The sequence below is a fragment of the Hahella sp. CCB-MM4 genome, assembly GCF_002260525.1.
GTDB lineage: Bacteria > Pseudomonadota > Gammaproteobacteria > Pseudomonadales > Oleiphilaceae > Hahella.
This window is the reverse complement of record NZ_MRYI01000003.1, coordinates 305980-331170: the sequence shown is the minus strand read 5'-3', so window position 1 is coordinate 331170 and position 25191 is coordinate 305980. Positions and strand designations below refer to the sequence as shown.

The window sequence follows — 25191 nt, the reverse complement described above, 5'->3', positions numbered from 1 at the left end:
GAGATGAGTAGCGGTCTTATCAATATTGGTCTGACAGGGCTAAAAGCTAATCAGACAGCGCTTTCCACAACTGGTAACAATGTCACCAATGCCAATACGGAAGGCTATACCCGTCAACGGGTGGACTTTGAAACGACACCTTCTCAGTACACTGGCGCTGGATATATGGGAACTGGGGTTAATGTTGCCAGTATTACCCGTATGACTAATGAGTTTTTGATCGCTCAGGTCAGAAGTGACTCTTCCCTTTATAACCAGATAGAGAAACTCCGTTCCAATGTTAGTCAGATAGACAGTCTGCTGGCAGATTCGGCCACCGGGCTGTCGCCTGGATTGAGTGATTTTTTTGAATCACTGCAGAGTTCTTCCGACGATCCTTCGTCAATTCCTGAGCGGCAGCTGGTGTTGACTCAGGCAGACGGTCTGATCAACCGGTTTAATGTCTTGTACGGACGGTTGGATGCGTTGTCCGGCAGCATCAATCAGGACATGCGGGCGCAGGTTACGGATCTGAATGCGTTAGCTGAGGAAATCGCCCAGGTTAATAAGGCGATAATCTCCTCTACGGGGCGGGCTTCAGGTGTGGAGCCGAACGATTTGCTCGACAAAAGGGATCAATTGATCAGGGAGTTGTCCGAAATCGTTTCGGTAACCGTGGTTGAGCAGACGGATGGGCAGTACAACATTCTGATTGGTAATGGTCAGTCGCTGGTGATCGGATCTACTGCCAACAGTCTAGAGGTGGCGGCCAGCGATGAAGATCCAACGAAGATGGATATTGTGATGATTACCGGGGGTAAGAGTAATGCGATTACCTCCGAGATCGATGGTGGTCAGTTGGGCGGTATTCTGGAGTTTCGGGATGGCATTCTGCAGGATTCCTATAACTCTATGGGGCGTATTGCCTGGACATTGGCCGACACCATCAATGAACAGCATCAGCTGGGGATGGATCTGGAAAATAATCTTGGCGGATTGTTCTTTGAGGATATTAACTCCGAAGACAATATGTTCAACCGGGTCATCGCCAATGACAATAATGCAACTCCGGATGACCGGGTTATCTATGCCAAGATTGTAGATACCGGGGATTTGACGACACTCGATTATGAGTTGGAATTCACCGGACCGACTGACAACGATATTCTGGTCACCAACGCTGCCACCGGAGAAGTGATAACCCGTGGGCAGTTAACCGGATTCTTCCCCTCAACCTTTGAGTTTGATGGTGTGGAAATCACCTTTGAATCCGGTAGCTTTCAAGCGGGAGACAGTTTTATTGTCGCGCCGACCCGGTTTGGCGCGAGAGATATCGACCTGTCTATCAGTCGGGTGGAGGAGATCGCTTTCGCTTCACCGATCCGTACTGAGGCTGATCTTGGTAATGTGGGAAATGCAGTAATCAGCCCTGGTGAAATGTTGGCGGTTAATCAAACTTCCACTGATAGTCTGCTGCCGACATTTGAGGTAGAGGGGGAGTTGAGTCCTCCAATTCTGATTCATTTTCTGACTGATAACTATTACGAAATCCTGGACAATTCCGATCCGGCCAATCCCGTTCCGCTGGATCCGCCGATGAATAACGAGCTCTATATTCCGGGAATCAAAAATTACATTTTTACTGCGGATTCCGGGCAAACAAGTGTCAGTGCCGAAGGGACTGATATTGCACAAATCCCTGCCACTTCCGCTTCCCCCGGTCCTTTTGTTAACGGGTACAGCGCCCAGACCCTGACGATCCAGAGTCGTGATCTGGAAACGGGGGTCGTGACCACTCAGTCTGCGCTGAATATTGCGGCCAACTCTTCGGCTGAGGATATCGCGGCAGCGCTGTCAAGTCGCAATGGTGTATCAGTCAGTGCTTATACCATCGTGGAAGTGGACAACTTTGTTGATGATGGTGCGGGTATCTCGCCCACACTCACCATCAATGGTGAGACTCTGACGATTCCAGCGGGAGGAAGTTTCGGTCCCGATGATATGGCGGACTTGATTAACGCCAACTCTACCTTGTCCGATGATGACATCATCGCCTTCAGTGATGGATCGACGCTGACAATCAGGTCGTTAACCGGTAAGGATATTGTTGTGGAAGTGGTGGGGGACGCCACTGATTCGGTAGATATCAATACAGCCAATGCGGGGGCTCCGGTCACGATTGCTGGGGGGCAGGGGACCGCTGTTGGAGGGTTTGTTGATGTCCGGCTGGACGAAGGGGTAAGAATTACAGCGAACAACAACACGTTGTTTGAGCAGGCCCCGGTGGCGGAATCCACTTTCAAGGGGTATCAGTCATTCATTACGGGAACTCCTCAGCAGGGCGATAGCTTTACCATTGAATATAACGAGGGAGGGATCTCCGATAACCGTAACGTCCTCGCAATGGCAGAGCTCGAAGTAACGGGTACCATTGGGGGCGGGGTCAGTACCTATAGTGAGTCATATTCTCAGCTGGTTGAGGTGGTTGGATCCACGGCCAGTCAGGCGACCCTGGATTCGGAAACTTCAAAAGCTTTATTGACGCAATCTGAAAACAGGTGGCTGGAACAGGCCGGGGTGAACCTGGACGAAGAGGCCGGGAGGCTTATTCAATTTCAGGCGGCGTACAATGCATCCGCTCAGGTGGTTTCGGTGGCCCGCCAGTTGTTTGACACTTTGTTGGGGACTTTTAGTTAGGCGCTGATAGCTGGAAACGGCAGGTAAGAGCCAAGAGGTATATAAGATGCGCATATCAACCCATCAGCTTTTTAATCGCGGTCTGGACAACATTCTCGATGTGAATGCGCAGCTGCAGAAAACTCAGTTGCAGATTTCCAGTGGTAAGAGGGTGCTAACGCCATCAGACGACCCTGTAGCGTCTACGCGAATCCTGCAGATAAATCAGGAATTGGCGTTGCTTGGGCAATACCAGAGCAATATCAATCTGGCGCAAAACCGTTTGGAGCTGGAGGATGGGCTGCTGGGTAGCGTGAGTGATGTCATACAGCGACTCAAGGAGCTGACGATCCAGGCGGGTGATGGGTCGCAAAATGCTGACGATAAAAAGTTTATTGCTGAGGAAGTTCAGCAGCGTCTGGGTCAGCTGGTTGGAATCATGAACTCCAAAGATCCCAGTGGGGAGTATATCTTTGGGGGGTATCAGGGTAAGCAGGAGCCGTTTCAGCTTAATGAGGCTGGCGCCTATGTTTATGTGGGGGATGAAGGTCAGCGTCTGGTGCAGATTGATGCTGCCGTGACGGTGGCTGCCAGTGATAACGGCAAGGATATTTTTGTTAACGTCGCGAGTGAGAACAATACTTTCTACACCCAGGCCAGTCCGCGTAATACCTCTGAGCCTCCTGCGGTTATCACCCAGGGGCAGATGATTGATCAGGAGCTCTATGACGAGTTCTATCCTGAAGACATGGTGATTGTTTTCAATGATGAAACCGATGTAACCCCGGCGCGTCCGAATTACAGCATCGTGCAAAAGTCCGACGGTAAACCGGTATTAAGTAATCAGGTGTATACCAGTGGTGATCCTATCTCGGCGAACGGTATTCAGGTTGAAATCATCGGTTCGCCGCAGCCGGGGGATGTGTTCTTTGTTCAGTCCTCTGAAAAGCAGGGGCTGTTGACGACGGTAGAACGTCTGGCGGCCGGTTTGGAGGATTATCAGGATACTCCTGAAGGGCGTCAGATATTGACGGATCTGATCGATTCCACGCTGGCCAATCTAACCAATGCAGAAACCAAGCTGTTGGAAAAAAGGTCAGAGCTGGGAGCCCGTTTAAATACGATCGAAAGCATTGATGCGTTACAGGGAGATGTTGAGGTTCATACCAAAGAAGTGCTGTCCGAGCTGCAGGATGTTGATATGGCGGAAGCTGTCAGTCGTCTGAGTTTTCAGAACCTGATCCTTCAGGCTGCGCAGCAATCCTATACCCAGGTAACGAACCTGTCTCTCTTTGATTTGCTGTAGCACGCCATTACGACGTGATATCAGCTCAGTAAAAGTATTATTGGGCTGATTAACGCCTATTGGAGAAATGTTGTTAATTTGTCTGAGGGCCGCTGGTTAGCCAGAGACTTATTGCTAGAAAGAAAGTCGATTGAGAGTCTGGAAAAAACTTTAGAAGAAAGAAAAGTGGTGCCGGAGGGGAGAATCGAACTCCCACTCCCGGAGGAACACGAGTTTGAGTCGTGCGCGTCTACCAGTTCCGCCACTCCGGCACTTTGTAATACCCGGGAAGATGCCCCAAGTGATTACAGGCCCGCGATTATACTGCTTTTGTTACATCGGTCAACTCTTTTATCAATTGAATGGTAATTTGTGAGTCTCCAGGTTATTGATATGTCTGGTGAAAAAATAGCCGGAGGCAGCTATTTGTGCATGGGTGTTTTGTGAATTCAGTACCTGTTTTATCCTTGATAATACCCTGAAAAGTCCCGCTCTATATGGCTTTGAGCCTCAAATTCGGCTAAGCTATGCGGCCTTTTTTTGACCTAAGCCAGCCTTAATGCGTGTAGACGATTTCGACTTTGATTTACCCGAATCCCTGATTGCCAAGTATCCATTATCCAAAAGAAGCTCCAGTCGTCTTCTATGTATGGATAAAAGCTCCGGGAAAGTAGAACACCGACAGTTCCAGGATATTGAAGATTACCTTAATCCGGGTGATCTGCTGGTGTTTAATGATACTCGGGTGATCCCCGCCAGAATGTTCGGGCAAAAAGCCACTGGCGGAAAAGTGGAAGTATTGATCGAGCGGGTCATCAGTAGCCATGAAGCCATGGCGCATATTCGTTCCAGTAAAGCCCCGAAGCCCGGCGCTCAGATTCATATAGGTGACAATGTACTGGAAGTCACTGGCCGGGATGATGCGCTTTTCTTTGTCCGTTCATTGGGAGCCGCCTCTATTTCAGACATATTGGAGTCTCATGGCCATATGCCACTGCCTCCTTATATAGATAGAGAAGATGAAGTCTCGGACAGAGAACGCTATCAGACGGTATACAATCGAAATCCCGGCGCCGTTGCGGCACCCACTGCGGGATTGCATTTCGATGAAGAGTTATTGGCTCGTTTGTCTGCCAAAGGGGTTGAATTTGCATACGTTACCCTCCATGTAGGAGCGGGTACCTTTCAGCCTGTGCGTGTGGAGTCGATAAATGACCACAAGATGCACAAGGAATATCTTGAGGTTAACAGAGAATGTGTTGACCGGATTGTGAAAGCCCGGGGCAACGGAAATAAAGTGATAGCGGTTGGAACCACCGCGGTGCGGTCGCTGGAGACGGCTGCAGCTTCGGGGGGAATAAAGCCCTATGTAGGGGATACCCAGATCTTTATTTATCCCGGCTACCAGTTTCAGGTGGTGGATGCTTTGATCACCAACTTTCACCTGCCTAAGTCGACTCTGCTGATGTTGGTATCGGCATTTGCCGGCAGGGAAAATATATTGGCGGCGTATCAGGACGCCATAGCCCGCGAGTATCGTTTTTTCAGTTACGGCGATGCCATGTTGCTGCACCCCTGATACCGGATTGTCCTATTGCTTTAAAAATGGTCTGTCCGGATAAAGAGCTACCGGCGGGCACAGGAGATTAGATTTGTCACGTACATGTTTCATGAAATTTGATGTATCCACAACTGACGGCAAGGCCCGGCGTGGACGGCTTACCTTTCCGCGTGGAGTTGTGGAGACGCCCGCATTTATGCCGGTAGGCACCTACGGGACGGTGAAAGGAATGACGCCGCGGGATATCAAGGAGATCGGTGCCCATATAATTCTTGGTAACACCTTTCATCTATGGTTGCGTCCTGGGACTGAAATCATGCGGGAGCATGGTGATCTGCATGATTTTATGCAGTGGCAAGGGCCAATTTTGACCGATTCAGGCGGCTTTCAGGTATTCAGTCTTGGAGATATCCGTAAGATCACCGAAGAAGGGGTGAAGTTCAAATCGCCAATCGATGGATCGACCATTTTTATGGATCCGGAAAAGTCCATGGAAGTGCAGCGCGCGCTGGGATCGGACATTGTTATGATCTTTGATGAGTGTACGCCGTTTCCTGCGACAGAAACCGAAGCCGCGCAGTCCATGCGTTTGTCGCTGCGGTGGGCAAAAAGAAGTAAAGACGCTCATGGTGATAGTCCGTCCGCCCTGTTTGGGATTGTTCAGGGGGGGATGTATGAGAATTTGCGCTATGAGTCGCTCGATGGTCTTCAGAAAATCGGGTTTGACGGGTATGCCATTGGTGGTCTGTCTGTAGGTGAGCCTAAAGAGGAAATGATTAAGGTTCTGGATTACCTGCCGGAGAAAATGCCCGCAGATAAGCCACGTTACCTGATGGGGGTTGGAAAGCCGGAAGATCTGGTAGAAGGTGTTTTGCGCGGTGTCGATATGTTTGACTGCGTAATGCCGACCAGGAATGCCCGCAATGGTCATTTGTTCACCAGTCATGGTGTGGTGAAGATTCGCAATAGCCGATACAAGAATGATACTCGTCCTCTGGACCCGGAGTGCGATTGTTATACATGTCAAACCTTTACCAGGGGCTACTTGTATCACCTTGATAAATGCGGGGAAATGCTTGGGGCTCATTTAAATACCATACATAACCTGCGTTACTACCAAAACCTCATGTCTGGTTTGCGTCAGGCGATTGAAGAGGGTAAATTGTCGGCCTTTGTAGAACAGTTTTACCAAAAGCAGGAAGCGGGTATTCCTGCTTAATTCAATAGGTTATAGGGCTTCTGCCATGATCCGGAAAGCGTTCCGGAGGAGTGCAGGGCTATATCAGAGAGCTCTGCCCACAATGGGAATTAATTGAATTTCTGTTGAAAAACTTAACTTTAACTGGAGTTGAAATCACATGTTACACAAGCGTATTTTCGCTGCCATTTTTGCAATGCTGCTGCCTACTTTCGCTATGGCTGAAGATGCTGTGCCACAGGGTCCCAGCGCGATCATGCAAATTCTTTTCCTGGGTGGTTTCGTACTGATTTTCTATTTCCTGGTATGGCGTCCTCAAAGCAAGCGTGCCAAAGAGCACCGTGAGTTGGTTGGCGGTCTTGGCAAGGGCGATGAGGTGCTGATCAATGGCGGTGTAGCCGGCAGAATCGTGCGGGTGAAGGATGACTTCATCGTGGTCGAAATTGCTGACAATGTTGAGATCAAAGTCCAGAAGGCTGCCGTGACAACAGCACTGCCTAAGGGAACTCTGAAAGATATTTAATTTGAAGAACTGTGGCCTGATAAACGACGATCAGGCCTCAGTTTTATCCGATTGTCATAATTTGGCGGAATTATCCTTACATTCTAGATAATCGTCTGTGGTTGGACTTTCTAATATTTCATTTGACTGGTTCCTGTGCACTTGATGATCAGCAAAGTGAAATATTAGGAAGTTTGTTTCAAATAGAAGGTCGTTTCAGACAATAGTACGGAGCCGTTACCGGCATGCTCAATAAAAACCCATTGTGGAAAAACCTGCTCATATTAGCCGTATTGGTGCTGGGCTTTATCTATGCTCTTCCCAATCTTTATCCGGATGATTATGCCTTGCAGATCAGCGGAGCCAGAGGATCCACTCTGGTGGACGAAGATGTACTTCAGAGAACTCGTAAAGCGTTGGATGATGCGGATATTTCATTCAAGTCTGCTGCGATAGAAAACTCTGTGTTAACGGTAAGGTTTTCCGACAATGACAACCAGCTGAAAGCGCAACCCCGGGTGCAACAAGCGCTCGGCGACCGTTATGTGGTGGCCTTGAACCTGGTGCCTACAACTCCTGAGTGGCTGGCCAATATGGGGGCGTCCCCAATGAAGTTGGGGTTGGATTTGCGAGGTGGTGTTCACTTCCTGATGGAGGTTGATCTGGAGAAAGCCATTGAGCAGACCATGGAGGTATCTCTTGGAGAGATAAAAACGGATCTGCGGGAAGAAAAGCTACGCTACCGTTCCGTTGAGCAGACCGGTGACCGCGAAATCAGTGTTCTGTTTCCAAAGGAAGAAGATCGGGATAACGCGCTTAATTTGAGTCGTCGTCAGTTGACGGATTTTCTGGCTGAAGGCGTTGAAAAAGATGGAATGTTCGGCGTGCGTCTGACGCTGTTGGAATCCCGCGCCAAAGAGATTGAGGATTATGCGGTTTCCCAGAACCTCAGTACGCTCCGTAATCGGGTTAATGAGCTGGGGGTGGCGGAACCTTTGGTGCAGCGTCAGGGGCGTGGTCGTATCGTGGTCGAGCTGCCTGGTGTGCAGGATACTGCTCTTGCCAAGCGTATTCTTGGTGCCACGGCGAATCTTGAGTTCCGGCTTGAGGCGAAGCCTGATGCAAGTTCAGCTTCCACTGAGCGTTATGAGTTCCGTTCACGTCCGGATACGGCACTTCTTGAGAAAGATATTATTATCACGGGTAGCAGTGTCGCCAGCGCGGCCCAGAACTTTGACCAGAACGGTAGGCCGCAGGTCAATATCAAGCTGGATTCTGCCGGTGGTAAGAAAATGTATCGGGTGACGGTGGATGCGATTCATCGCAAGATGGCGGTGCTTTTCGTCGAGCATAAAGAGCGTACTCGATATGTGCAGGTCAACGGTGAGCCCGTTGAAAAGAAAGATCGTTATGTGGAAAAGAAAATTATCAGTCTTGCGACGATTCAGTCTGCGCTCGGTACTGATTTCCGTATTACAGGGTTGGACTCAGCGGCGGAAGCAGGTGAGTTGGCTCTGTTGCTTCGCTCAGGAGCATTGGCTGCGCCAATCTATTTTGTTGAGGAGCGCACTGTAGGGCCTAGTCTGGGGCAAAAGAATATAGAGGCGGGGACTTTGTCTGTCGTTCTCGGTTTTGCGCTGGTATTGGTCTTTATGATTTTCTATTACCGTTTCTTTGGTCTCGTGGCGAATATTGCTCTGGCGGCCAACGTATTCATCCTGATTGCAGTAATGTCCCTATTATCGGCAACCCTGACACTGCCGGGGATCGCGGGTATCGTCCTGACCGTTGGTATGGCTGTCGATGCGAACGTTCTGATATATGAGCGTATTCGAGAGGAGTTGCGAAACGGAATGACGCCGCAATCCGCCATTCATGCAGGTTACGATCGCGCCTTCGTGTCGATCTTTGATGCCAACATTACTACGTTGATTGCCGCATTGATTCTGTTCGCGGTTGGTACGGGTCCTGTCAAAGGTTTTGCGGTAACGCTCTCGATCGGGATTATCACTTCAATGTTTACTGCGATCGTGGTGACCAGGGCGGTTGTAAATCTTGCATACGGCGGTCGTCGAATCGACAAGCTGTCAATTGGTAGTGCCAAGTCTGTTGCGGTAACGGGAGCATAATCATGGCTGATGAAAAAATTTATAACTTCATGGGGATTTCTAAAGCCGCGCTCGGTCTTTCGTTGGCGTTGATTATTATATCAATCGTGGCAATAGCCTACCGGGGATTGTCTTTAGGTCTGGATTTTACTGGTGGGACGCTGGTTGAGGTTCAATATGAACAGGCTCCCAGTGTGCCGCAGATCAAACAGCTGCTAGAGCAGGGTGGATACCAGAATTTTGTGGTGCAGAAATTCGGAGCCGACACCAGTATTCTGGTGCGGTTGCAGCAGGGATATAGTGATGAGATCGGCCAAGAAGTGCTGACCACTCTGCGTGGTGGCGGGCAGGCGGTGGATCTTGTTCGTTCAGAGTTTGTCGGTGCGCAGGTAGGTGAAGAATTGCGTGAACAGGGCGGCCTGGGCTTGCTGCTGGCGCTTGGAATGATCATGATCTACATCTCTTTCCGCTTTCAGTTCAAGTTTGCTGTTGGGGCGGTTGGTGCGTTGATTCATGATGTCATCATCACCGTTGGTTGCTTTTCCGTGCTGCAGTGGGATTTTGATTTGAATGTCCTGGCGGCTGTGCTGGCGGTAATCGGTTACTCCCTGAACGACACCATTGTTGTCAGTGACCGGATTCGGGAGAACTTTCGCCGGGTCAGGAAGGAGTCGCCAACAGAGATTATCAACATTTCTCTGACTCAGACGCTGTCGCGTACCATTGTAACCGGGTTGACTACACTATTGGTTCTGGTCGCGCTGTACATGTTTGGTGGAGAGGCGCTGGAAGGTTTTTCCAAAGCCCTGATCATCGGTATTGTAGTGGGTACTTATTCGTCTATATATGTGGCTAGTAGCTCATTGTTGATGATGGGTATCAGTAAAGAAGATCTGATGATTCCTGTGAAGGAAGGTGTTGAAGCCGACGATATGCCATAGTTGGCAGATGTTTTAAAGGGTCGCTCTCCGGGCGACCTGCATTAAAAAAGCCAGCGATTAAGCTGGCTTTTTTTGTGGTCTGTAACCCGTCCTAATATAAGTTAGCTTCGAGTTATTCTGGCTTGGCGATAAACTCTTTTGCTTTAGGGGTGATCACTTTTAGCAGTTTAGGATTGCAGCAAACCAGAGTGCTGGTCCGGTCGGTCAGCGGGTTACCGTTAAAATCTGCTGACAGTGCTCCGGCTTCCTTTGCGATCATCAGGCCGGCGACCGTCTCTGTCGGTGTGATGTTCTGTAAAATGATGGCGTCAATTTTGCCTGCTGCAATCCAGCTTAGTTGCTCAGGGATGCAGTTCGCTCCTCTGATGCCAAAGCAATTGCGCTCCAGGTTGGCATAGGTGGACAGGATAGGAGACGGGTTCTCTTTGCTGCCGACCCCATCAAGAATATTGGTTGCGATCAGGGTTAGTTCCAGATCCTTGGTCTTGGAGACTCTCAGGCGTTTTCCGTTTAGTGATGCTCCGGCGCCTTTGCTTGCCGTATATTCGTCGCCATTTTGCGGGAAAATGATCAAGGCATGCTCAATCTGATCGTTTTTCTTACAAACTACAGAAAAACACCAGTCAGGTAGACCTCTGATAAGGCTGGCAGGGTTGTGCAATGGGAGTATATGCCAGCTGATACCTTTAGGGTTGCCTTTCAGGTCGCCTTTTTTAGCGATCTGATGGGTGGGATAAGCTCTTTGCAGGGCGCGTGAAAGGTTGTCGTAGAATGTGGAGTCTACTCGGGATATAACACGCTTGATTGCATCCGGGTCATTGAAGGAGAGTTCTTCACGCTCGATAACCAGATTGATTTGCTCGTTAGTTGAGCGAATGGCCCTGAGGGCAATGTTGATCATTGGTTGCATTGTCGCATCCCTAACTAAGAAGTTGTTAAAAAGCAAAGACTCTGACAGTTCGTTTGCCCTTTTCCTCTGCGAATCCGTTTGATGGCAAAAAATAGCCATGGCCAGCTTCGCAGCGGAGAATTCCTGGCTGCCGGTATTGGCGATCAAAATCGGAAGTTTAAAGAACTGGGAAAAAAGGTGCGACATCATACCAGTATCTTTTTATTATCTCATCACCAATTACGTTAAAAAGAGTCACATGCGGGAAACTGCTTATGCTTGGCGCTCGTAGCTTATTTTCCTTAAAAGGGGCGCATACTCTTCTCAAGAGGGGCGCTTATATTCGCAAGATATGGGGGCTTTAGATATGTGAGTAGCTATGTTGGATTGGGGGTGGGGCTGGTGGAAAGTTTTCACCGGCATTGGTTCGGCTCTTATAATTCTGATAAATAGGTTCGGCTCGTATAATTCTGATAACATGTGCGGCCCATTCAGTTAATTGAGTCCAGTGGGGCTGTTGGTCAGGGACTTTTCGTATGCTCGATCGTATCCGCATAGTATTGGTAAATACTTCCCACCCCGGGAATATTGGGGCGGTGGCTCGCGCCATGAAAAATATGTGTATGAGTCAGTTGGTGTTGATTCAGCCGCAGGACTTTCCCAGTGAGGAGGCTCTCAGGCGGTCTTCCGGAGCGGATGATTTGTTGGGCGCTGCGCGCGTGGTTGATTCTCTGGATGAAGCTCTCGATGGGTGCGTGTGGGTGGTTGGTGCCAGCGCCAGGATGCGTAATCTTCCCTGGCCGGTGGCTGCGCCAAGGGAAGTAGCAGGTCTGGTCAGTGAAAAGGCCGAGCAGGGGGATGTTGCCATACTATTTGGTCGAGAACACAGTGGCCTGACCAATGAAGAGCTGCAGCGATGCAACTTTCATGTCCATATTCCATCAAATCCCGAGTATTCCTCATTGAATATAGCCATGGCAGTGCAGGTGATATGTTATGAGCTTTATCTGCAGTCATTGCTTGAAAATGAAGAGAGCGATACCAATATCGGAACTTTATCAGGGCCAATGCAGTCCCAATGGGATGAGCCGCCGGCAACAGCAACGGATGTGGAAGGATTGATTCAGCATCTGGAGGAAGCCTTGATCGATATTCGTTTTCATGATCCTGAGCGACCGAGGCAGTTGATGCCCCGTCTGAGAAGGCTTTTTCAGAGGGCGAATCTGGATAAAATGGAAGTTAATATTTTGCGTGGAATGTTGAAGTCCGTGCAGAAAGTGGCGGGAACATGGAATGCTGAGGAGCAGAACAGTCCCCGTCGATAAAACTCCTCTGTTGTCGCCAGGTTGGTGGCAATGGTGGGTATTGAAGGCTGAGCCAAGACGTTCAGGAACTGGAATTAAAAATAGAGGCAAAGCATGTTTTCCCAAATCAAAGAAGACATAAGAAGTGTATTTCACCGAGATCCGGCGGCGCGTAATGCGTTTGAGGTATTGACGTGTTATCCCGGACTTCATGCCTTGCTAATTCATCGGTTCAGCCATTGGATGTGGACAAAAGATCTCAAGTGGCTTGCTCGCTTCCTGTCGACACTCAGCCGCTGGTTTACGGGCATTGAGATTCATCCTGGAGCCAGAATCGGTCGACGTTTCTTTATCGATCATGGTATGGGGGTGGTCATTGGTGAAACGGCTGAAATTGGTGATGACGTTACTTTGTATCAGGGAGTGACACTGGGAGGGACCAGTTGGAATAAAGGTAAGCGTCATCCTACGCTTCGAAACGGGGTGGTAGTGGGGGCTGGAGCCAAGATTTTAGGGCCGTTTGAAGTTGGAGAGAATGCCAAGGTGGGGTCCAATGCGGTGGTCACCAAGGAGGTTCCGGCTGACGCAACGGTTGTCGGCATTCCTGGTCGGGTTGTTGTCCGGCATCCGAAGGATGAAGCTGAAGGGCGCCGCAAAGCGATGGAAGAGAAAATGGGCTTCGATGCTTATGGTATGAGCGAAGAAATGCCCGATCCGATTGCTCGTTCTATTCGTTCGATTCTTGATCATATGCATGCGGTGGATGATCGTCTTGAATCGATGTGCAGATCTCTGCATAAACTGGATAAGGATTATCGTAACGGAGACTTGCCCCCGCTCAAGAACGAAGATTTTGAGTGCGTCAGCGAAGAGAAATAATGTCGGAGCATTAAAAATTGAAGAGCCCGGTGATTTCCGGGCTTTTTTGTTTGTGGGTTGATGTATATCAGGGGGCTGTCTTCAGGAATAGTTGATCAAACTGTGTGGTTATTTCATAATGCCGCAAAAAGTTGAAGGGTAAGCGAATGAGGTTGACCACAAAGGGGCGGTATGCCGTAACAGCAATGCTGGATCTTGCTTTGAATTCCAAGGCAGGCCCCGTAAGTTTGGCTGATATTTCTGCCCGCCAGGGAATTTCCCTTTCCTATCTTGAGCAGTTGTTTGCGCGGCTCAGGAGAAGTGACCTCGTGACAAGTGTTCGTGGCCCGGGAGGTGGCTATCTTCTTGCCAAGCCTCTGGAAAAGGTGGCTGTATCCAACATCATTGATTCGGTGAATGAGTCGATTGATGCAACCCGATGTGAAAATCGGGGAGATTGTCAGGGGGGAGAAATTTGCCTGACGCACCATCTCTGGAGTGAGTTAAGTGTAAAAATTCATGATTTCCTCAGCGGGATCAGTCTGCAGGATCTGGTGAATAATCCTCGTGTTATTGAGATTTCCGAAAGGCAGGGCCTGCGCCGGGATGGCAAAGGGGATTCAGAATTGACGCTGGTTTCAACCGGTTGACAAGAGTAAGTTCAGGTCGCTGTTAGTGGGCTGTACGGAGAATTCTGTCAATGAGAAGTTCCCGGCTTCCTATCCCCGAAAATTTCAGTATCAAAGCTGCGTTTATTCAAAGTAAAGCTACGTTTATTCAATAAAGAGAGACATTGTACCGTCATGAAGCCTGTCTACCTCGATTACTCCGCCACCACTCCTGTTGATCCGGCTGTCGCTGAAGTTATGGGTGGTTGTCTGACTATGGATGGTATTTTTGCCAATCCTGCCTCCCGTTCCCATATGTATGGTTGGCGAGCTGAGGAGATGGTGGAGAAGGCGCGTCGGCAGGTGGCAGATCTTCTGGGGGCGGATCCCAGAGAGATTGTCTGGACATCGGGAGCAACAGAATCCAATAATCTCGCCATCAAAGGGGTGGCAAGCAGATATGCCGAGCGCGGGCGTCACATTATTACCTCGGCAATAGAGCATAAAGCGGTGTTGGACCCATGTGGTTATCTGGAAGAGCAGGGTTTCGAGATTACCTATCTCAAGCCGGATGCGGATGGATTGATAACCCCTGAGGCTGTTGCCAAGGCGTTGCGGGAAGACACGATTTTGGTGTCGGTGATGCATGCTAACAATGAGCTTGGGGTGGTCAACGATATCGAAGGTATCGCTGAAGTGGTGTCGGATCATCAGGCTTTCTATCATGTGGATGCAGCACAAAGCGTGGGCAAGCTTCCGATTAATCTGTCGGTATCTAAAATAGATCTGTTGTCCTGTTGCGCTCATAAAATTTACGGGCCTAAAGGGGTTGGTGCGCTTTATGTCCGTAAGAATCCTTTTGTAGGGGTTGATGCCCAGATGCATGGTGGTGGTCATGAGCGCGGAATGAGATCCGGAACGCTTCCAACCCATCAGATTGCCGGAATGGGGGCTGCTTTTGCTCTTGCCGGAGAGGTTATGGAGGAAGAGCAGGACCGGCTCAAGAAGTTGCGTGAGCAGCTATGGGAAGGAATTCAGGGACTGGGTGAAATCTATATAAACGGGCATCGAACTCAGCGACTTTCCGGAGTTCTGAATATTGCAGTCGGCTATGTTGATGGTGAATCCTTGTTGATGTCTATGCGAGATATTGCTGTATCATCCGGCTCTGCCTGTACCTCTGCCTCATTAGAACCTTCCTATGTTTTGAAGGCTCTCGGACTGGATGATGTGTTGGCACATAGCTCGATAAGAATTTCTATTGGAAGATATACAACTGAGCAGGATGTTCAGCGGGCAATTGATTGTATTTGCAAGAGTGTTGGCAAATTACGAGAGCTGTCACCCGCCTGGAAAGCCAAATTCGCTGGTTAGAAAAACTTAACATTCCTGAAGGGAAGTCTGGAGTGTAACTTTAGTCTGAACATGCGTATAATCGCGTGTTCAGAATTTATCCATATCAATTTATTCGGAGAATACATCGATGGCTGTTGAGCGTACGCTTTCAATTATCAAGCCAGATGCTGTGGCGAAGAACGTCATTGGCGAAATCTACTCTCGTTTCGAGAAAGCCGGTCTGCGTATTGTAGCCGCTAAAATGCTGCACCTGTCCCAGGAGCAGGCGGAAGGTTTCTATGCCGAGCACAAAGAACGCCCATTCTTTCCGGATCTGGTTGCATTCATGACTTCCGGTCCTGTTGTGGTTCAGGTGTTGGAAGGTGAAGGAGCAATCGGTCTGAATCGTCAACTGATGGGGGCTACCAACCCTAAAGAAGCTGAGGCCGGTACCATTCGTGCAGACTTCGCTGATTCCATCGATGCCAACGCTGTTCACGGTTCTGACTCTGCAGCATCCGCAGAGCGTGAAGTGGCATACTTCTTTAGCGAAAACGAAATTTGTCCACGGGGTTGATAGGCCCAGTCCTTTGTTTTGTTTCAGCGAAGGATAATAAAGTGCAGGACTGATGTCCTGCACTTTGCGTTATAGATGGCGTGTTGCCATAGAGGTAGAAATGACAGACAACCAAGTCAATCAATCGCAGGATAGTTCTGTACGTCATTCAGATCCCGCAGAGGCTAAAACCAATCTGCTGGGAATGAGTCGCGTTCAACTGGAGGTTTTTTTCGAAGCCCTCGGTGAAAAGAAGTTCCGTGCCGCACAGCTGATGAAATGGATTCATCAACTGGGTGTGACTGACTTTGATCAGATGACCAATATGAGCAAGGTGCTGCGCGAAATGCTCAAGTCGATCGCTGAAATCGTTGTCCCTGAGATTATTTACGAAGACCATTCGGCGGACGGGACCCGGAAATGGGTCATGCGCATGTCGGGCGGTAGCAGCATTGAAACCGTCTATATTCCTGATGGCGGACGGGGGACTCTTTGTGTTTCCTCTCAGATCGGCTGTTCACTTGACTGTAGTTTCTGTTCAACAGGTAAGCAGGGATTTAACCGTAACCTGACCAGTGCAGAAATTATCGGGCAGTTGTGGATCGCTGCAAGGTCATTTGGAAATGGAGATGTTTCGAAGGAGCGCTCTGTTACCAACGTGGTGTTTATGGGGATGGGGGAGCCATTGTTAAATTTTGACAATGTTGTTCCGGCCTGTGACATCATGATGGAAGACTTTGCCTATGGTATCTCCAAAAGAAGATTGACGGTCAGCACCTCGGGGCTGGTGCCTATGATTGATAAGCTTGGAGAGGTCACGGATGTGTCTCTGGCTATATCATTGCACGCACCTAATGACCCGTTGCGCGATGTTCTCGTGCCGGTCAATAAAAAATATCCGATTAAGGATCTCATTGCCGCCTGTCAGCGTTATTTGAATAACCTGCCTGACAAGCGCCGTATAACGATTGAATACACACTGATTGAAGGTGTGAATGATCAGGTGGAGCATGCCAAAGAGCTGGTAGCGTTGCTTAGACCGCTTCCCTGTAAAATTAATCTGATTCCTTTTAATCCGTTTCCCAACAACGACTATAAGAGACCTTCCAGGAATGCTGTCATGCGGTTCCAGAAAGTGTTGAATGAAGCGGGTTATGTCGCCACGATTCGTACCACTCGTGGCGATGACATTGACGCGGCTTGTGGGCAGTTGGTTGGCCGCGTGGAAGATCGAACGCGTAGAAGTCAGAAGTATATTCCTGTGGCTGATGTGACGCCGGCAGTTCAGGTTACCCGTTAGTTTTGCAGATTGGGTAATTAGGTAGGGATACAGCCTGGTACTCAACGTTGTGGCAGAATAAGTATAGAATACATAGACGTATATTATCCGGAAGCATTGAACCGACTATGGTTGGCAAGAAAATAAGCTCACAGAAATTCGAGATGATCAGACTGGTGAAAGCTGTTGGCCTGCGTTGGCCTGGCCTGCTTTCATTCATTTTAGTAACCACCCTCTCGGGATGTGTTACTACCGTTGAGGGGCCTTATACTGCCAAGGCCTCTAAGAGCAAGGCTGTGGAGCAGTATGTACAGCTTGGCCTTGCCTATTTTCAAAATCAGGAATTTGAACTGGCGACGGAAAAACTGTCCCGTGCACTGGAGATTGAGCCTTCTAACTCGATGGCTCATGCTGCACTGGGGTTGGTTTATCAGGCTCAAACAGAGCCCGAGCATGCTGAGCGCGAGTTTACAACCGCATTAAAGCATGATCCAGGTTATACCCGCGGACGAACCTATTACGCCGCTTTTTTATTTCAAGAAGGGCGACTTAAGGAATCTTTAGAACAGTTTAAACTAGCCTCACAAGACATCCGTTATGAAGCGCGACCTCAGGTCTTCAGTAATCTGGGGTTGATTCATGTGAAGCTAGGCCAGCTAGATGAAGCCATTGAGGCCTATGAAAAAGCCCTGACATTGCGCAGGGATCAACCGAGCGTATACCTCTCTCTGGCGACACTGCAGTACCAAGTGCATAATTTGAAGAAAGCTGATCGATACTATCAGACATATTGGAATCATGTGCGCTCAGGCACTGCCAGGCACACTCCCCAGAGCCTAGCGCTAGGAATCAATATCGCTCGGGATAAGAAAGATCTTAATGAAGAAGCTTCATTGACTTTACTTTTGAAGAACATGTATCCGGACTCTACGGAATATCAGAAAATTAAGGAATCTTCCTGATGTCTTCTGAAAATGCAGTACCACAGAAAACCAATAACCGACCCGGAAGCCGACTGAAGCGGGCCCGAGAAGACCGGGGATGGAGTATTCCAGAGACCGCGGAGAAGTTGCACGTAATTCCACGTTATGTTCGCGCTATCGAAGACGGTGACTATGGGCAATTGCCCGGGTTGGTTTTTCTTAAAGGATATGTACGCTCATACGCGCGTCTGGTCAGCCTGTCAGAAGATCGCCTCATTGAGGACCTTGAACAGGAACTGCTGATGTCCAGCGATCCGATGATTGAGCCCAGTGGTGCTGCGACTTCACCTGCGGGATTCAGCGAAAGTGCTGATAAAGGCGGACGGAAATGGGCTGTATTGCTTATTCTGGTTGTTCTTGCAGGTATTGGATATTTTGGTTGGCAGAACTTCAATGAAAGCTTAAAAGGGGAGACCGATGCGCCCCTTGCCACAGAAACAACAGGTTCTTCGGATGGCTCAGCATTTGAGTCAGATGCAGAAATCAAACCGGAGCCCGAAACTGCGCCCTCTGACCAGTCAGCTCTCAATATACCCCCGGAAGAAGCGACCATCGAAAGTGAAGGGAAGGTGCAACCTGAGGCTGAGGTTGCAGGAGATAGCGAGGTTGCTGTTGACGAAACCGACCTTACCTCAAATACCGGCGTTACTTCAAATAGTGCTGAAATCGAGAGCCAGCCAGCGGTAGTTGAAGAGCAATCTCCTGCTATTTCTGAAGCTGATTTTACAGAGAGCCGGGTAAGCTCTGCTGCGGATGATAGTGTTACTGATCCTGCTCGAGTTGCCATCAAGGCCGTGTTTTCCGGTGATTGCTGGTTCGATTTGCGAGACCGGGATAACAGCCGTACGGTCGGGCTATATCGTTCCGGCGATGTCGTTGATTTTACAGGGTTCTATCCTTTGAGATTCGTGGTAGGTGCGGTAAATGCCGTGTCTATTGACGTCAATGGTGAGCCCTTGGATTTTTCCCGGTATAAAGTGCGTAACAACCGGGTCGAGTTAGTTTTGGAGCAGTAGGCAAAATGTCCATGTTTCATGAATCTCCTATAAAGAGGCGCAAGTCACGCCAGATTATGGTCGGCAATGTACCGGTCGGCGGAGACGCCCCGATTGCCGTCCAATCCATGACGAATACCAATACCTGTGATATCGATGCAACTGTTGCACAGATCAAAAGGCTTCAGGATGCTGGTGCCGATATTGTGAGGGTTTCTGTACCGACGATGGAGGCCGCGGAAGCTTTTGCCGGCATTCGACAGCAGGTCAGCTTGCCCTTGGTGGCAGACATTCACTTTGATTACAAAATTGCCTTAAGAGTTGCAGAGGTCGGCGTTGATTGTTTGCGTATCAATCCCGGCAATATCGGTAGGGAAGATCGCGTTCAGGCCGTGATCAGTGCCGCAAAGGATAAAGGAATACCCATCCGTATCGGGGTCAATGCCGGGTCTCTGGAAAAAGATCTGCAGAAAAAATACGGTGAGCCGACGCCGGCTGCTCTTGTCGAGTCTGCCATGCGACACATTGACATTCTCGATCGCCATGATTTTTCAAACTACAAAATCAGCCTGAAAGCTTCCGATGTTTTTATGACGGTTGCCGCCTATAGATTGATTGCTGATCAGATAGAGCAGCCTCTGCATTTAGGGATAACAGAAGCCGGTGGTTTCAGGTCAGGGGCAGTGAAGTCCGCTATTGGTCTTGGCATGCTGTTGATGGACGGTATTGGTGACACCATCAGGGTCTCCCTGGCAGCCGATCCAGTGGAGGAAATCAAGGTCGGGTACGATATACTTAAAAGCCTCCATCTGCGCTCGAAAGGCATAAATTTCATTGCATGCCCGAGTTGTTCCCGCCAGAACTTTGATGTCATCAAGACCATGAATGAGCTGGAAAGTCGTTTGGAGGATATCTCAACGCCGATCGATGTGGCGGTGATCGGTTGTGTTGTTAACGGTCCTGGAGAAGCCAAGGAAGCGGATATTGGCTTGACGGGAGGTAGTCCCAGCAACTTGATCTATGTGGGCGGTAAGCCAGATCACAAACTGGCTAATGACGAACTGGTTGATCGTTTTGAAGCTCTGATCAGGGAGAAGGCGACTGCCAGGCAGAAAGAGTTGGATGATCTGATTGTTAAAGCCTGATCATCGCAGAAAAAGCCCTTATCGATTTGCTCTCCAGATCTCTGATTGAGTGGGCGATACAGCGAAGTGGATGCAGCTTGGGAGGACTTCCCGTGTTGTTTCCAAAATCCAGTTTGAATAAACCTTCTGCCGCCTGCTCCATTTGGGCCGTCGGCAGTGCGATATGTAACTAGATTATTGAGGTGAAACTTGGCACGCATTCAAGCCATTCGTGGTATGAATGATGTCCTACCGGAGCAGACGCCTGTATGGCGTTACCTGGAGGACACAGCACGAACGCTGTTTGAACAATATGGCGTTGAAGAAATCAGAATGCCGATTGTGGAACAGACTGAGCTTTTCAAGCGTTCCATTGGTGAAGTCACCGATATCGTTGAAAAGGAAATGTACACTTTCGACGATCGCAATGGCGATAGCTTGACGTTACGTCCTGAGGGGACTGCTGGCTGTGTTCGCGCGGGTGAAGAGCATGGTCTTTTATTCAATCAGGTCCGACGGCTGTGGTACACCGGCCCAATGTTTCGGCATGAGCGTCCCCAGAAGGGGCGTTACCGCCAGTTCCATCAAATCGGTGTGGAATGCTTTGGTTTTGTCGGTCCTGATATTGATGCGGAACTCATTATCCTGACTGCCAGATTGTGGCAAAAGCTTGGTCTGGCCGAGCATGTGGAGCTACAGCTGAACTCCATCGGCAGTGCTGATGCAAGGCAAACTTACAAGACCGCGCTGGTAGAGTATCTGAGTCAATATAAAGATCAGCTGGATGAAGATAGCCAGCGGCGCCTGGATACCAATCCACTGCGTATCCTGGACAGTAAAGATCCTAAGACCCAGAACATTTTGGTCGAAGCTCCAGAATTTGCAGATTATCTGGATGACGAGTCCAAACAACACTTTGCCGGACTCTGTGCTTATCTCGATAAGGCGGGAATCGCTTATGTGGTGAATCCTCGTCTGGTTAGAGGGCTGGATTACTATGGAAAAACAGTCTTCGAATGGGTGACTTCGAGCCTTGGTGCTCAAGGAACAGTCTGTGCGGGCGGTCGATATGATGGCCTTGTAGAACAACTCGGTGGACGTTCAACGCCTGCAGTGGGCTTTGCCATGGGCGTGGAGCGTCTGATTCTGATGCTGGAAACGCTTGATCTGGTACCGGCAAGCCTGCATGACCGGGCAGACTTTTACATTTGTGCTTTGGGAGAGGGTGCGAGTCTGTATGCCTTTGAGGTTGCAGAGTTGCTCCGGGATCTGCCGCAGGATGTCCGTGTTGTAACCCATTGCGGAGGGGGCGGATTTAAGGCTCAGATGAAGAAAGCGGACAAGAGCACGGCGACTTTCGCGTTGTTGCTGGGCGAAGATGAGTTACAGCAGCGTACGATCACCATCAAGCCATTACGCTCTGATCTGCCGCAAAAGAGTCTGTCGTTAGAGGATTTCATTAAATCTGTTCCACAGATGCTTTGAAAATTGGACGTTTGCGTCGCTGAAAGGTATAAAACAGCGGGGAGTCCGGTGGATAGGCCTGCCTCAGCTGGGTTTTAGACAATAACAATTGATGATGTTAATCGGTTAGGAGATATAAAGAGTGGACTACTTACGCTCTGAAGACGAACAGGTAGCGGTACTGAAGCGCTGGTGGAAGGAAAATGGCAACTCGCTGTTGATTGGAGTTGGCTTGGCATTGGCCGCTATATTTGGCTGGAAAGCCTATCAGCAGCATATTAAAGATCAAAAAGAGCAGGCCTCTGCATTGTATGATCAGTTGGCTCAAGCTGTTGTCGCGGACCAGAGTGCTGAAGCTGACAGTGCCGAAGGAAATGTCGAGTTCCTGGCCGGTGAGTTGAAGGAAAAGTTTCCTGACAGCATTTACGCTCTTTATGCCAGCTTATTCGAAGCGAAGAAACTGGTTGAGGAGAAAAAATACTCTGAAGCGGAGTCGCTGCTAACTGAAGTGAAAACAAAGAGTGATGACTCTGCCCTTAGTGGGGTGGTAAACACCCGTTTGGCGCGAGTGAAAGCCGCTCAGGAAGACTATGACAGCGCTGTCGGTTATCTGAATACCGGCAAGGACGACCCGTTTTATGTCACCTATGAGGAGCTCAAGGGTGATATCCTGAAGATGAAAGGGAGCAGGGCTGAAGCCAAAGCGGCCTATCAGAATGCTCTGGATCAGGCCAAGGCCCTGAATCAACCAACCCAGATTCTGGAAATTAAAATCGACGACCTGGCTGACGCTTGATAGTGCAGCCGGTTTATCGAACTGGCACGCCGACTGAGTTATTTAAATAGATAAGGCAACCATGAAGTTTAATGCTGACAGGCGCTCGTTCTGGGCGCTTTTTTTCGTTGTAAGCCTGCTGGTGGGGTGTGGTAGTGATGATGTTCGGCCACCTCCCGCAGAACTGAAACCGTTCAAACCGCAAATCGAGTTAAAGCGGGTCTGGAAAAATTCAGCGGGAGATGGTCAGGATGAGCACTTCCTTCAGTTTTCGCCTCTGTTGGCTGGAGGTGCACTGTTTGACCTCGAATACGATGGCGAAGTGTACGCAATGGACCTGGAATCGGGGGATGATCAGTGGGACATTGACCTTGATGAGCCTTTGGTCGGTGGCGTGGGAGGCGATGCACAACAGTTGTTCGTCACCACACTTGACGGTGATCTGGTGGCGTTGGATGCAACCAGTGGCGAAGAGCAGTGGAGGCGATCTATTGCCGCAGAGGTCATGGCTCCTGCCAAGTTGTTCGATGACACCGTGATTGTGCAGACCGTTGATGGAAAACTGGCGGGATACGATCGAACTAAGGGTGATCCGAAGTGGGAATACCGTAGTTCAGAACCGGCGCTGACTCTGCGTGGAACCAGCCAGCCCATTATTATCCAGGATGCGGTAATCACAGGTATGTCCAATGGCTCAGTGGTGGCTGTTAGCGCTCGGGACGGTCAGTTGTTCTGGGAGCAGCGAATTGCGGTGCCGAAAGGTAAAACCGAACTGGAAAGATTGGTTGATGTTGATGGTGTGGTTTTGTTGACCCAGGATGCACTCTACGCAGTGTCCTATCAGGGGCAGCTGGCCCGATTGAATCTCTTCAACGGCAAACCCGAATGGTCGTTGCCGATATCCAGTCGGACGGCGCCGACCAGCGGCTTCACCAATATTTATGTTTCCACTACTGAAGGCGATGTTGTGGCCTTCGACCGTGACACTCAGGCAGAAGTATGGAGGCAGTCGGATCTGTCTTATCGCGAGCTTACTAGTCCCGTCGTATGGGGCAATTACCTGGCGGTGGGAGACCTTGAGGGCTATGTTCATATTCTGTCCCAAGTGGATGGTTCCTTTGTTGCCAGGATTCAGCCTGCTTCAGAGTATATTGCCGTCGCGCCGATAGTTTATGATAACAAGCTGATTGTTACCGGCAGTGATGGTTCCATCAGTGCCTGGGACATTCGTTAGGTCAGTCTATCCTGGTGCAGTGGCTGTACCTTTTGAGACCTTTGTCTCCTGAGGTACAAAAATATTTATCATGTGGTTTTTTATGCCTCGGGGCTGTTTGTCATGAAACCTGTAATCGCGTTGGTCGGGCGTCCAAATGTAGGGAAGTCGACTCTATTTAACCGTATGACGAGAACCAAGGATGCCATTGTGGCTGACTTACCGGGTTTGACCCGGGATCGTCAATATGGGGAAGGAAAGCTCGAAGGGAAGAGCTTTATTGTCGTGGATACCGGCGGTATCACGGGTGGTGAGCAGGGTATAGATGCCGCCATGGCAGGACAGTCTTATACCGCAATCAGTGAAGCTGATGTCGTACTCTTTGTTGTAGATGCCCAGGCAGGCGTGACCCCTACTGATGAGGAGATTGCACGGGACTTGCGAACCCGCGGAAAGCCAACTTTGCTGGTCATCAACAAGGTGGATGGGCTGCAGCCGGAGATAGCGGCGGCTGACTTCTACAGTCTTGGTTTCACTGAGCATGCCTTTACGGTGGCTTCCCATAACCGGGGCATATTAGGTCTTCTTGAGCGGGTGTTGGCTGACATTCCCGAAGAAGAGGAGCCTAAGGACGAAGAGACAGGGATTCGGATCGGTGTTATCGGACGCCCTAATGTGGGCAAATCCACGCTGGTTAACCGATTGCTGGGCGAAGATCGCGTCGTTGTTTTTGATCAGCCTGGGACGACACGGGATTCCATCTATATTCCCTATGAGCGACAAGGGGATCTATACACCCTGATCGATACCGCGGGTGTCAGGCGCCGTAAAAACGTCAGCGAGGCCGTGGAAAAGTTTTCCATTGTGAAAACTCTGCAGGCAATCAAAGACTCCCATGTCGTCATTCTGGTCATGGATGCCCGTGAAGGGATTGTCGACCAGGATCTGCACCTGTTGGGCTTTGCTATCGAGGCCGGTCGTGCTCTGGTGATTGCCATCAATAAATGGGATGGCATGTCACAAGATGAAAAGGACAAGGTCCGTCGTGATATTGACCGACGTCTCGGATTTGTTGACTACGCACAGATTCAGTTTATCTCTGCGCTGCATGGTACCGGTGTGGGGCATCTGTATGATGCCGTTCATGAGGGCTATAGGAGTGCGATGTCAAAATGGTCGACAAACCAATTAACGACGTTGCTCGAAGATGCGGTCAATCAGCATCCACCTCCCATGGTCAGTGGTCGTCGTATCAAGCTGCGTTATGCTCACCAGGGAGGTTCAAATCCTCCTCTTGTGATCGTGCACGGTAATCAGACAGATGCTCTCCCGAACAGCTACAGGCGCTTTTTGGAGAATACATTCCGTCGAGTGTTAAATATCGTTGGTACGCCCATCAGGTTTGAGTTCAGAAGTGGCGATAATCCTTTTGCCGGAAGAGCCAACAAGTTGACGCCACGGCAGCAGAAGAAAAAAGAACGCTTGATGAAGCATGTGAAGAAACTCAAGCACAAGAAAAAGAACAAGCGTTAGGAATAAAAAACGGTGGACTGGGTCC

The 25191-nt window shown here is 49.6% G+C and carries 21 protein-coding genes and 1 tRNA gene; 20 read left to right on the top strand and 2 right to left on the bottom strand.

Features of this window, described 5'->3' with window-relative positions:
• The first annotated feature begins 3 nt into the window (after nt 1-3).
• Together flgK and flgL are read left to right on the top strand one after the other, a co-directional pair.
• Nucleotides 4-2676, top strand: coding sequence for a flagellar hook-associated protein FlgK (gene flgK / locus BTA51_RS08620; RefSeq protein WP_094707028.1), 2673 nt, complete (start codon nt 4-6; stop codon nt 2674-2676).
• Between the two features lie 46 nt (nt 2677-2722).
• Nucleotides 2723-3961, top strand: coding sequence for a flagellar hook-associated protein FlgL (flgL, locus tag BTA51_RS08615; RefSeq protein ID WP_094707027.1), 1239 nt, complete (start codon nt 2723-2725; stop codon nt 3959-3961).
• Between the two features lie 166 nt (nt 3962-4127).
• Here the strand turns inward: flgL and BTA51_RS08610 are convergent.
• Nucleotides 4128-4212 (bottom strand) — tRNA-Leu (locus BTA51_RS08610).
• 287 nt (nt 4213-4499) lie between these two features.
• Here BTA51_RS08610 and queA point away from each other — a divergent pair.
• The 5 genes from queA to secF all read left to right on the top strand — a co-directional run bounded on the left by queA (nt 4500) and on the right by secF (nt 10250).
• Nucleotides 4500-5519 carry a tRNA preQ1(34) S-adenosylmethionine ribosyltransferase-isomerase QueA gene (queA, locus tag BTA51_RS08605; protein WP_094707026.1) on the top strand — a complete coding sequence of 340 codons (1020 nt, stop codon included), beginning with the start codon at nt 4500-4502 and terminating at the stop codon, nt 5517-5519.
• Between the two features lie 73 nt (nt 5520-5592).
• The gene (gene tgt / locus BTA51_RS08600) at nt 5593-6720 is read left to right on the top strand and encodes a tRNA guanosine(34) transglycosylase Tgt (RefSeq protein WP_094707025.1); all 1128 of its coding nucleotides are present in this window, start codon (nt 5593-5595) and stop codon (nt 6718-6720) included.
• A 139-nt stretch (nt 6721-6859) separates the two neighbouring features.
• Nucleotides 6860-7222: a preprotein translocase subunit YajC gene (yajC, locus tag BTA51_RS08595; RefSeq protein ID WP_094707024.1), complete on the top strand. Its 363-nt coding sequence runs from the start codon at nt 6860-6862 to the stop codon at nt 7220-7222.
• Nucleotides 7223-7446: 224 nt separating this feature from the next.
• A complete protein-coding gene (gene secD / locus BTA51_RS08590) occupies nt 7447-9330 on the top strand; it encodes a protein translocase subunit SecD (RefSeq protein WP_094707023.1) in 1884 nt (627 codons plus the stop codon).
• A gap of 2 nt (nt 9331-9332) precedes the next feature.
• Nucleotides 9333-10250, top strand: a complete 918-nt coding sequence (gene secF / locus BTA51_RS08585; protein WP_094707022.1) for a protein translocase subunit SecF — start codon at nt 9333-9335, stop codon at nt 10248-10250.
• 112 nt (nt 10251-10362) lie between these two features.
• On the opposite strand, the gene BTA51_RS08580 is transcribed toward secF, so the two are convergent.
• Nucleotides 10363-11349: an inositol monophosphatase family protein gene (locus BTA51_RS08580; protein ID WP_246840977.1), complete on the bottom strand. Its 987-nt coding sequence runs from the start codon at nt 11347-11349 to the stop codon at nt 10363-10365.
• Between the two features lie 326 nt (nt 11350-11675).
• On the opposite strand from BTA51_RS08580, the gene BTA51_RS08575 reads away from it, so the two are divergent.
• From BTA51_RS08575 to der, 13 genes are all read left to right on the top strand, one after another.
• Nucleotides 11676-12464, top strand: a complete 789-nt coding sequence (locus BTA51_RS08575; RefSeq protein WP_094707021.1) for an RNA methyltransferase — start codon at nt 11676-11678, stop codon at nt 12462-12464.
• 93 nt (nt 12465-12557) lie between these two features.
• Nucleotides 12558-13322 (top strand): serine O-acetyltransferase, encoded by a 765-nt coding sequence (gene cysE / locus BTA51_RS08570; protein WP_094707020.1) that lies wholly within the window; start codon nt 12558-12560, stop codon nt 13320-13322.
• A 146-nt stretch (nt 13323-13468) separates the two neighbouring features.
• On the top strand, nt 13469-13951 hold the full coding sequence (iscR, locus tag BTA51_RS08565; RefSeq protein WP_094707019.1) for a Fe-S cluster assembly transcriptional regulator IscR: 483 nt from the start codon (nt 13469-13471) through the stop codon (nt 13949-13951).
• A 153-nt stretch (nt 13952-14104) separates the two neighbouring features.
• Complete coding sequence (locus BTA51_RS08560; RefSeq protein ID WP_094707018.1) at nt 14105-15283, top strand: IscS subfamily cysteine desulfurase; 1179 nt, start codon at nt 14105-14107, stop codon at nt 15281-15283.
• Between the two features lie 109 nt (nt 15284-15392).
• A complete protein-coding gene (ndk, locus tag BTA51_RS08555; protein ID WP_094707017.1) occupies nt 15393-15821 on the top strand; it encodes a nucleoside-diphosphate kinase in 429 nt (142 codons plus the stop codon).
• A gap of 100 nt (nt 15822-15921) precedes the next feature.
• Nucleotides 15922-17100: a 23S rRNA (adenine(2503)-C(2))-methyltransferase RlmN gene (gene rlmN / locus BTA51_RS08550; protein WP_094707016.1), complete on the top strand. Its 1179-nt coding sequence runs from the start codon at nt 15922-15924 to the stop codon at nt 17098-17100.
• Nucleotides 17101-17243: 143 nt separating this feature from the next.
• Nucleotides 17244-18041: a type IV pilus biogenesis/stability protein PilW gene (pilW, locus tag BTA51_RS08545; protein ID WP_168188107.1), complete on the top strand. Its 798-nt coding sequence runs from the start codon at nt 17244-17246 to the stop codon at nt 18039-18041.
• Entirely contained in the window at nt 18041-19078 is a 1038-nt protein-coding gene (locus tag BTA51_RS08540; protein WP_094707014.1) for a RodZ domain-containing protein, read from the top strand. Before pilW ends, BTA51_RS08540 begins: the two co-directional genes overlap by 1 nt.
• Nucleotides 19079-19089: 11 nt before the next feature.
• Nucleotides 19090-20202 (top strand): flavodoxin-dependent (E)-4-hydroxy-3-methylbut-2-enyl-diphosphate synthase, encoded by a 1113-nt coding sequence (ispG, locus tag BTA51_RS08535; RefSeq protein WP_094707265.1) that lies wholly within the window; start codon nt 19090-19092, stop codon nt 20200-20202.
• Nucleotides 20203-20418: 216 nt separating this feature from the next.
• The gene (gene hisS / locus BTA51_RS08530) at nt 20419-21666 is read left to right on the top strand and encodes a histidine--tRNA ligase (RefSeq protein ID WP_371333179.1); all 1248 of its coding nucleotides are present in this window, start codon (nt 20419-20421) and stop codon (nt 21664-21666) included.
• A 121-nt stretch (nt 21667-21787) separates the two neighbouring features.
• Nucleotides 21788-22441 carry a tetratricopeptide repeat protein gene (locus tag BTA51_RS08525; protein WP_094707012.1) on the top strand — a complete coding sequence of 218 codons (654 nt, stop codon included), beginning with the start codon at nt 21788-21790 and terminating at the stop codon, nt 22439-22441.
• A 61-nt stretch (nt 22442-22502) separates the two neighbouring features.
• A complete protein-coding gene (bamB, locus tag BTA51_RS08520; protein ID WP_094707011.1) occupies nt 22503-23654 on the top strand; it encodes an outer membrane protein assembly factor BamB in 1152 nt (383 codons plus the stop codon).
• A gap of 102 nt (nt 23655-23756) precedes the next feature.
• Entirely contained in the window at nt 23757-25166 is a 1410-nt protein-coding gene (der, locus tag BTA51_RS08515) for a ribosome biogenesis GTPase Der (protein WP_094707264.1), read from the top strand.
• The last annotated feature ends 25 nt before the right edge of the window (nt 25167-25191 follow it).

What these genes read in the sequence shown, in the direction of transcription:
- secD (WP_094707023.1), top strand. Translation starts at nt 7,447, where the DNA reads ATGCTCAATAAAAACCCATTGTGGAAAAACCTGCTCATATTAGCCGTA.
- BTA51_RS08560 (WP_094707018.1), top strand. Translation starts at nt 14,105, where the DNA reads ATGAAGCCTGTCTACCTCGATTACTCCGCCACCACTCCTGTTGATCCG.
- flgL (WP_094707027.1), top strand. Translation starts at nt 2,723, where the DNA reads ATGCGCATATCAACCCATCAGCTTTTTAATCGCGGTCTGGACAACATT.
- yajC (WP_094707024.1), top strand. Translation starts at nt 6,860, where the DNA reads ATGTTACACAAGCGTATTTTCGCTGCCATTTTTGCAATGCTGCTGCCT.
- pilW (WP_168188107.1), top strand. Translation starts at nt 17,244, where the DNA reads ATGATCAGACTGGTGAAAGCTGTTGGCCTGCGTTGGCCTGGCCTGCTT.
- flgK (WP_094707028.1), top strand. Translation starts at nt 4, where the DNA reads ATGAGTAGCGGTCTTATCAATATTGGTCTGACAGGGCTAAAAGCTAAT.
- rlmN (WP_094707016.1), top strand. Translation starts at nt 15,922, where the DNA reads ATGACAGACAACCAAGTCAATCAATCGCAGGATAGTTCTGTACGTCAT.
- ispG (WP_094707265.1), top strand. Translation starts at nt 19,090, where the DNA reads ATGTTTCATGAATCTCCTATAAAGAGGCGCAAGTCACGCCAGATTATG.
- iscR (WP_094707019.1), top strand. Translation starts at nt 13,469, where the DNA reads ATGAGGTTGACCACAAAGGGGCGGTATGCCGTAACAGCAATGCTGGAT.
- queA (WP_094707026.1), top strand. Translation starts at nt 4,500, where the DNA reads ATGCGTGTAGACGATTTCGACTTTGATTTACCCGAATCCCTGATTGCC.
- hisS (WP_371333179.1), top strand. Translation starts at nt 20,419, where the DNA reads ATGAATGATGTCCTACCGGAGCAGACGCCTGTATGGCGTTACCTGGAG.
- BTA51_RS08540 (WP_094707014.1), top strand. Translation starts at nt 18,041, where the DNA reads ATGTCTTCTGAAAATGCAGTACCACAGAAAACCAATAACCGACCCGGA.
- der (WP_094707264.1), top strand. Translation starts at nt 23,757, where the DNA reads ATGAAACCTGTAATCGCGTTGGTCGGGCGTCCAAATGTAGGGAAGTCG.
- cysE (WP_094707020.1), top strand. Translation starts at nt 12,558, where the DNA reads ATGTTTTCCCAAATCAAAGAAGACATAAGAAGTGTATTTCACCGAGAT.
- secF (WP_094707022.1), top strand. Translation starts at nt 9,333, where the DNA reads ATGGCTGATGAAAAAATTTATAACTTCATGGGGATTTCTAAAGCCGCG.
- ndk (WP_094707017.1), top strand. Translation starts at nt 15,393, where the DNA reads ATGGCTGTTGAGCGTACGCTTTCAATTATCAAGCCAGATGCTGTGGCG.
- bamB (WP_094707011.1), top strand. Translation starts at nt 22,503, where the DNA reads ATGAAGTTTAATGCTGACAGGCGCTCGTTCTGGGCGCTTTTTTTCGTT.
- BTA51_RS08575 (WP_094707021.1), top strand. Translation starts at nt 11,676, where the DNA reads ATGCTCGATCGTATCCGCATAGTATTGGTAAATACTTCCCACCCCGGG.
- BTA51_RS08580 (WP_246840977.1), bottom strand. Translation starts at nt 11,349, where the DNA reads ATGATGTCGCACCTTTTTTCCCAGTTCTTTAAACTTCCGATTTTGATC.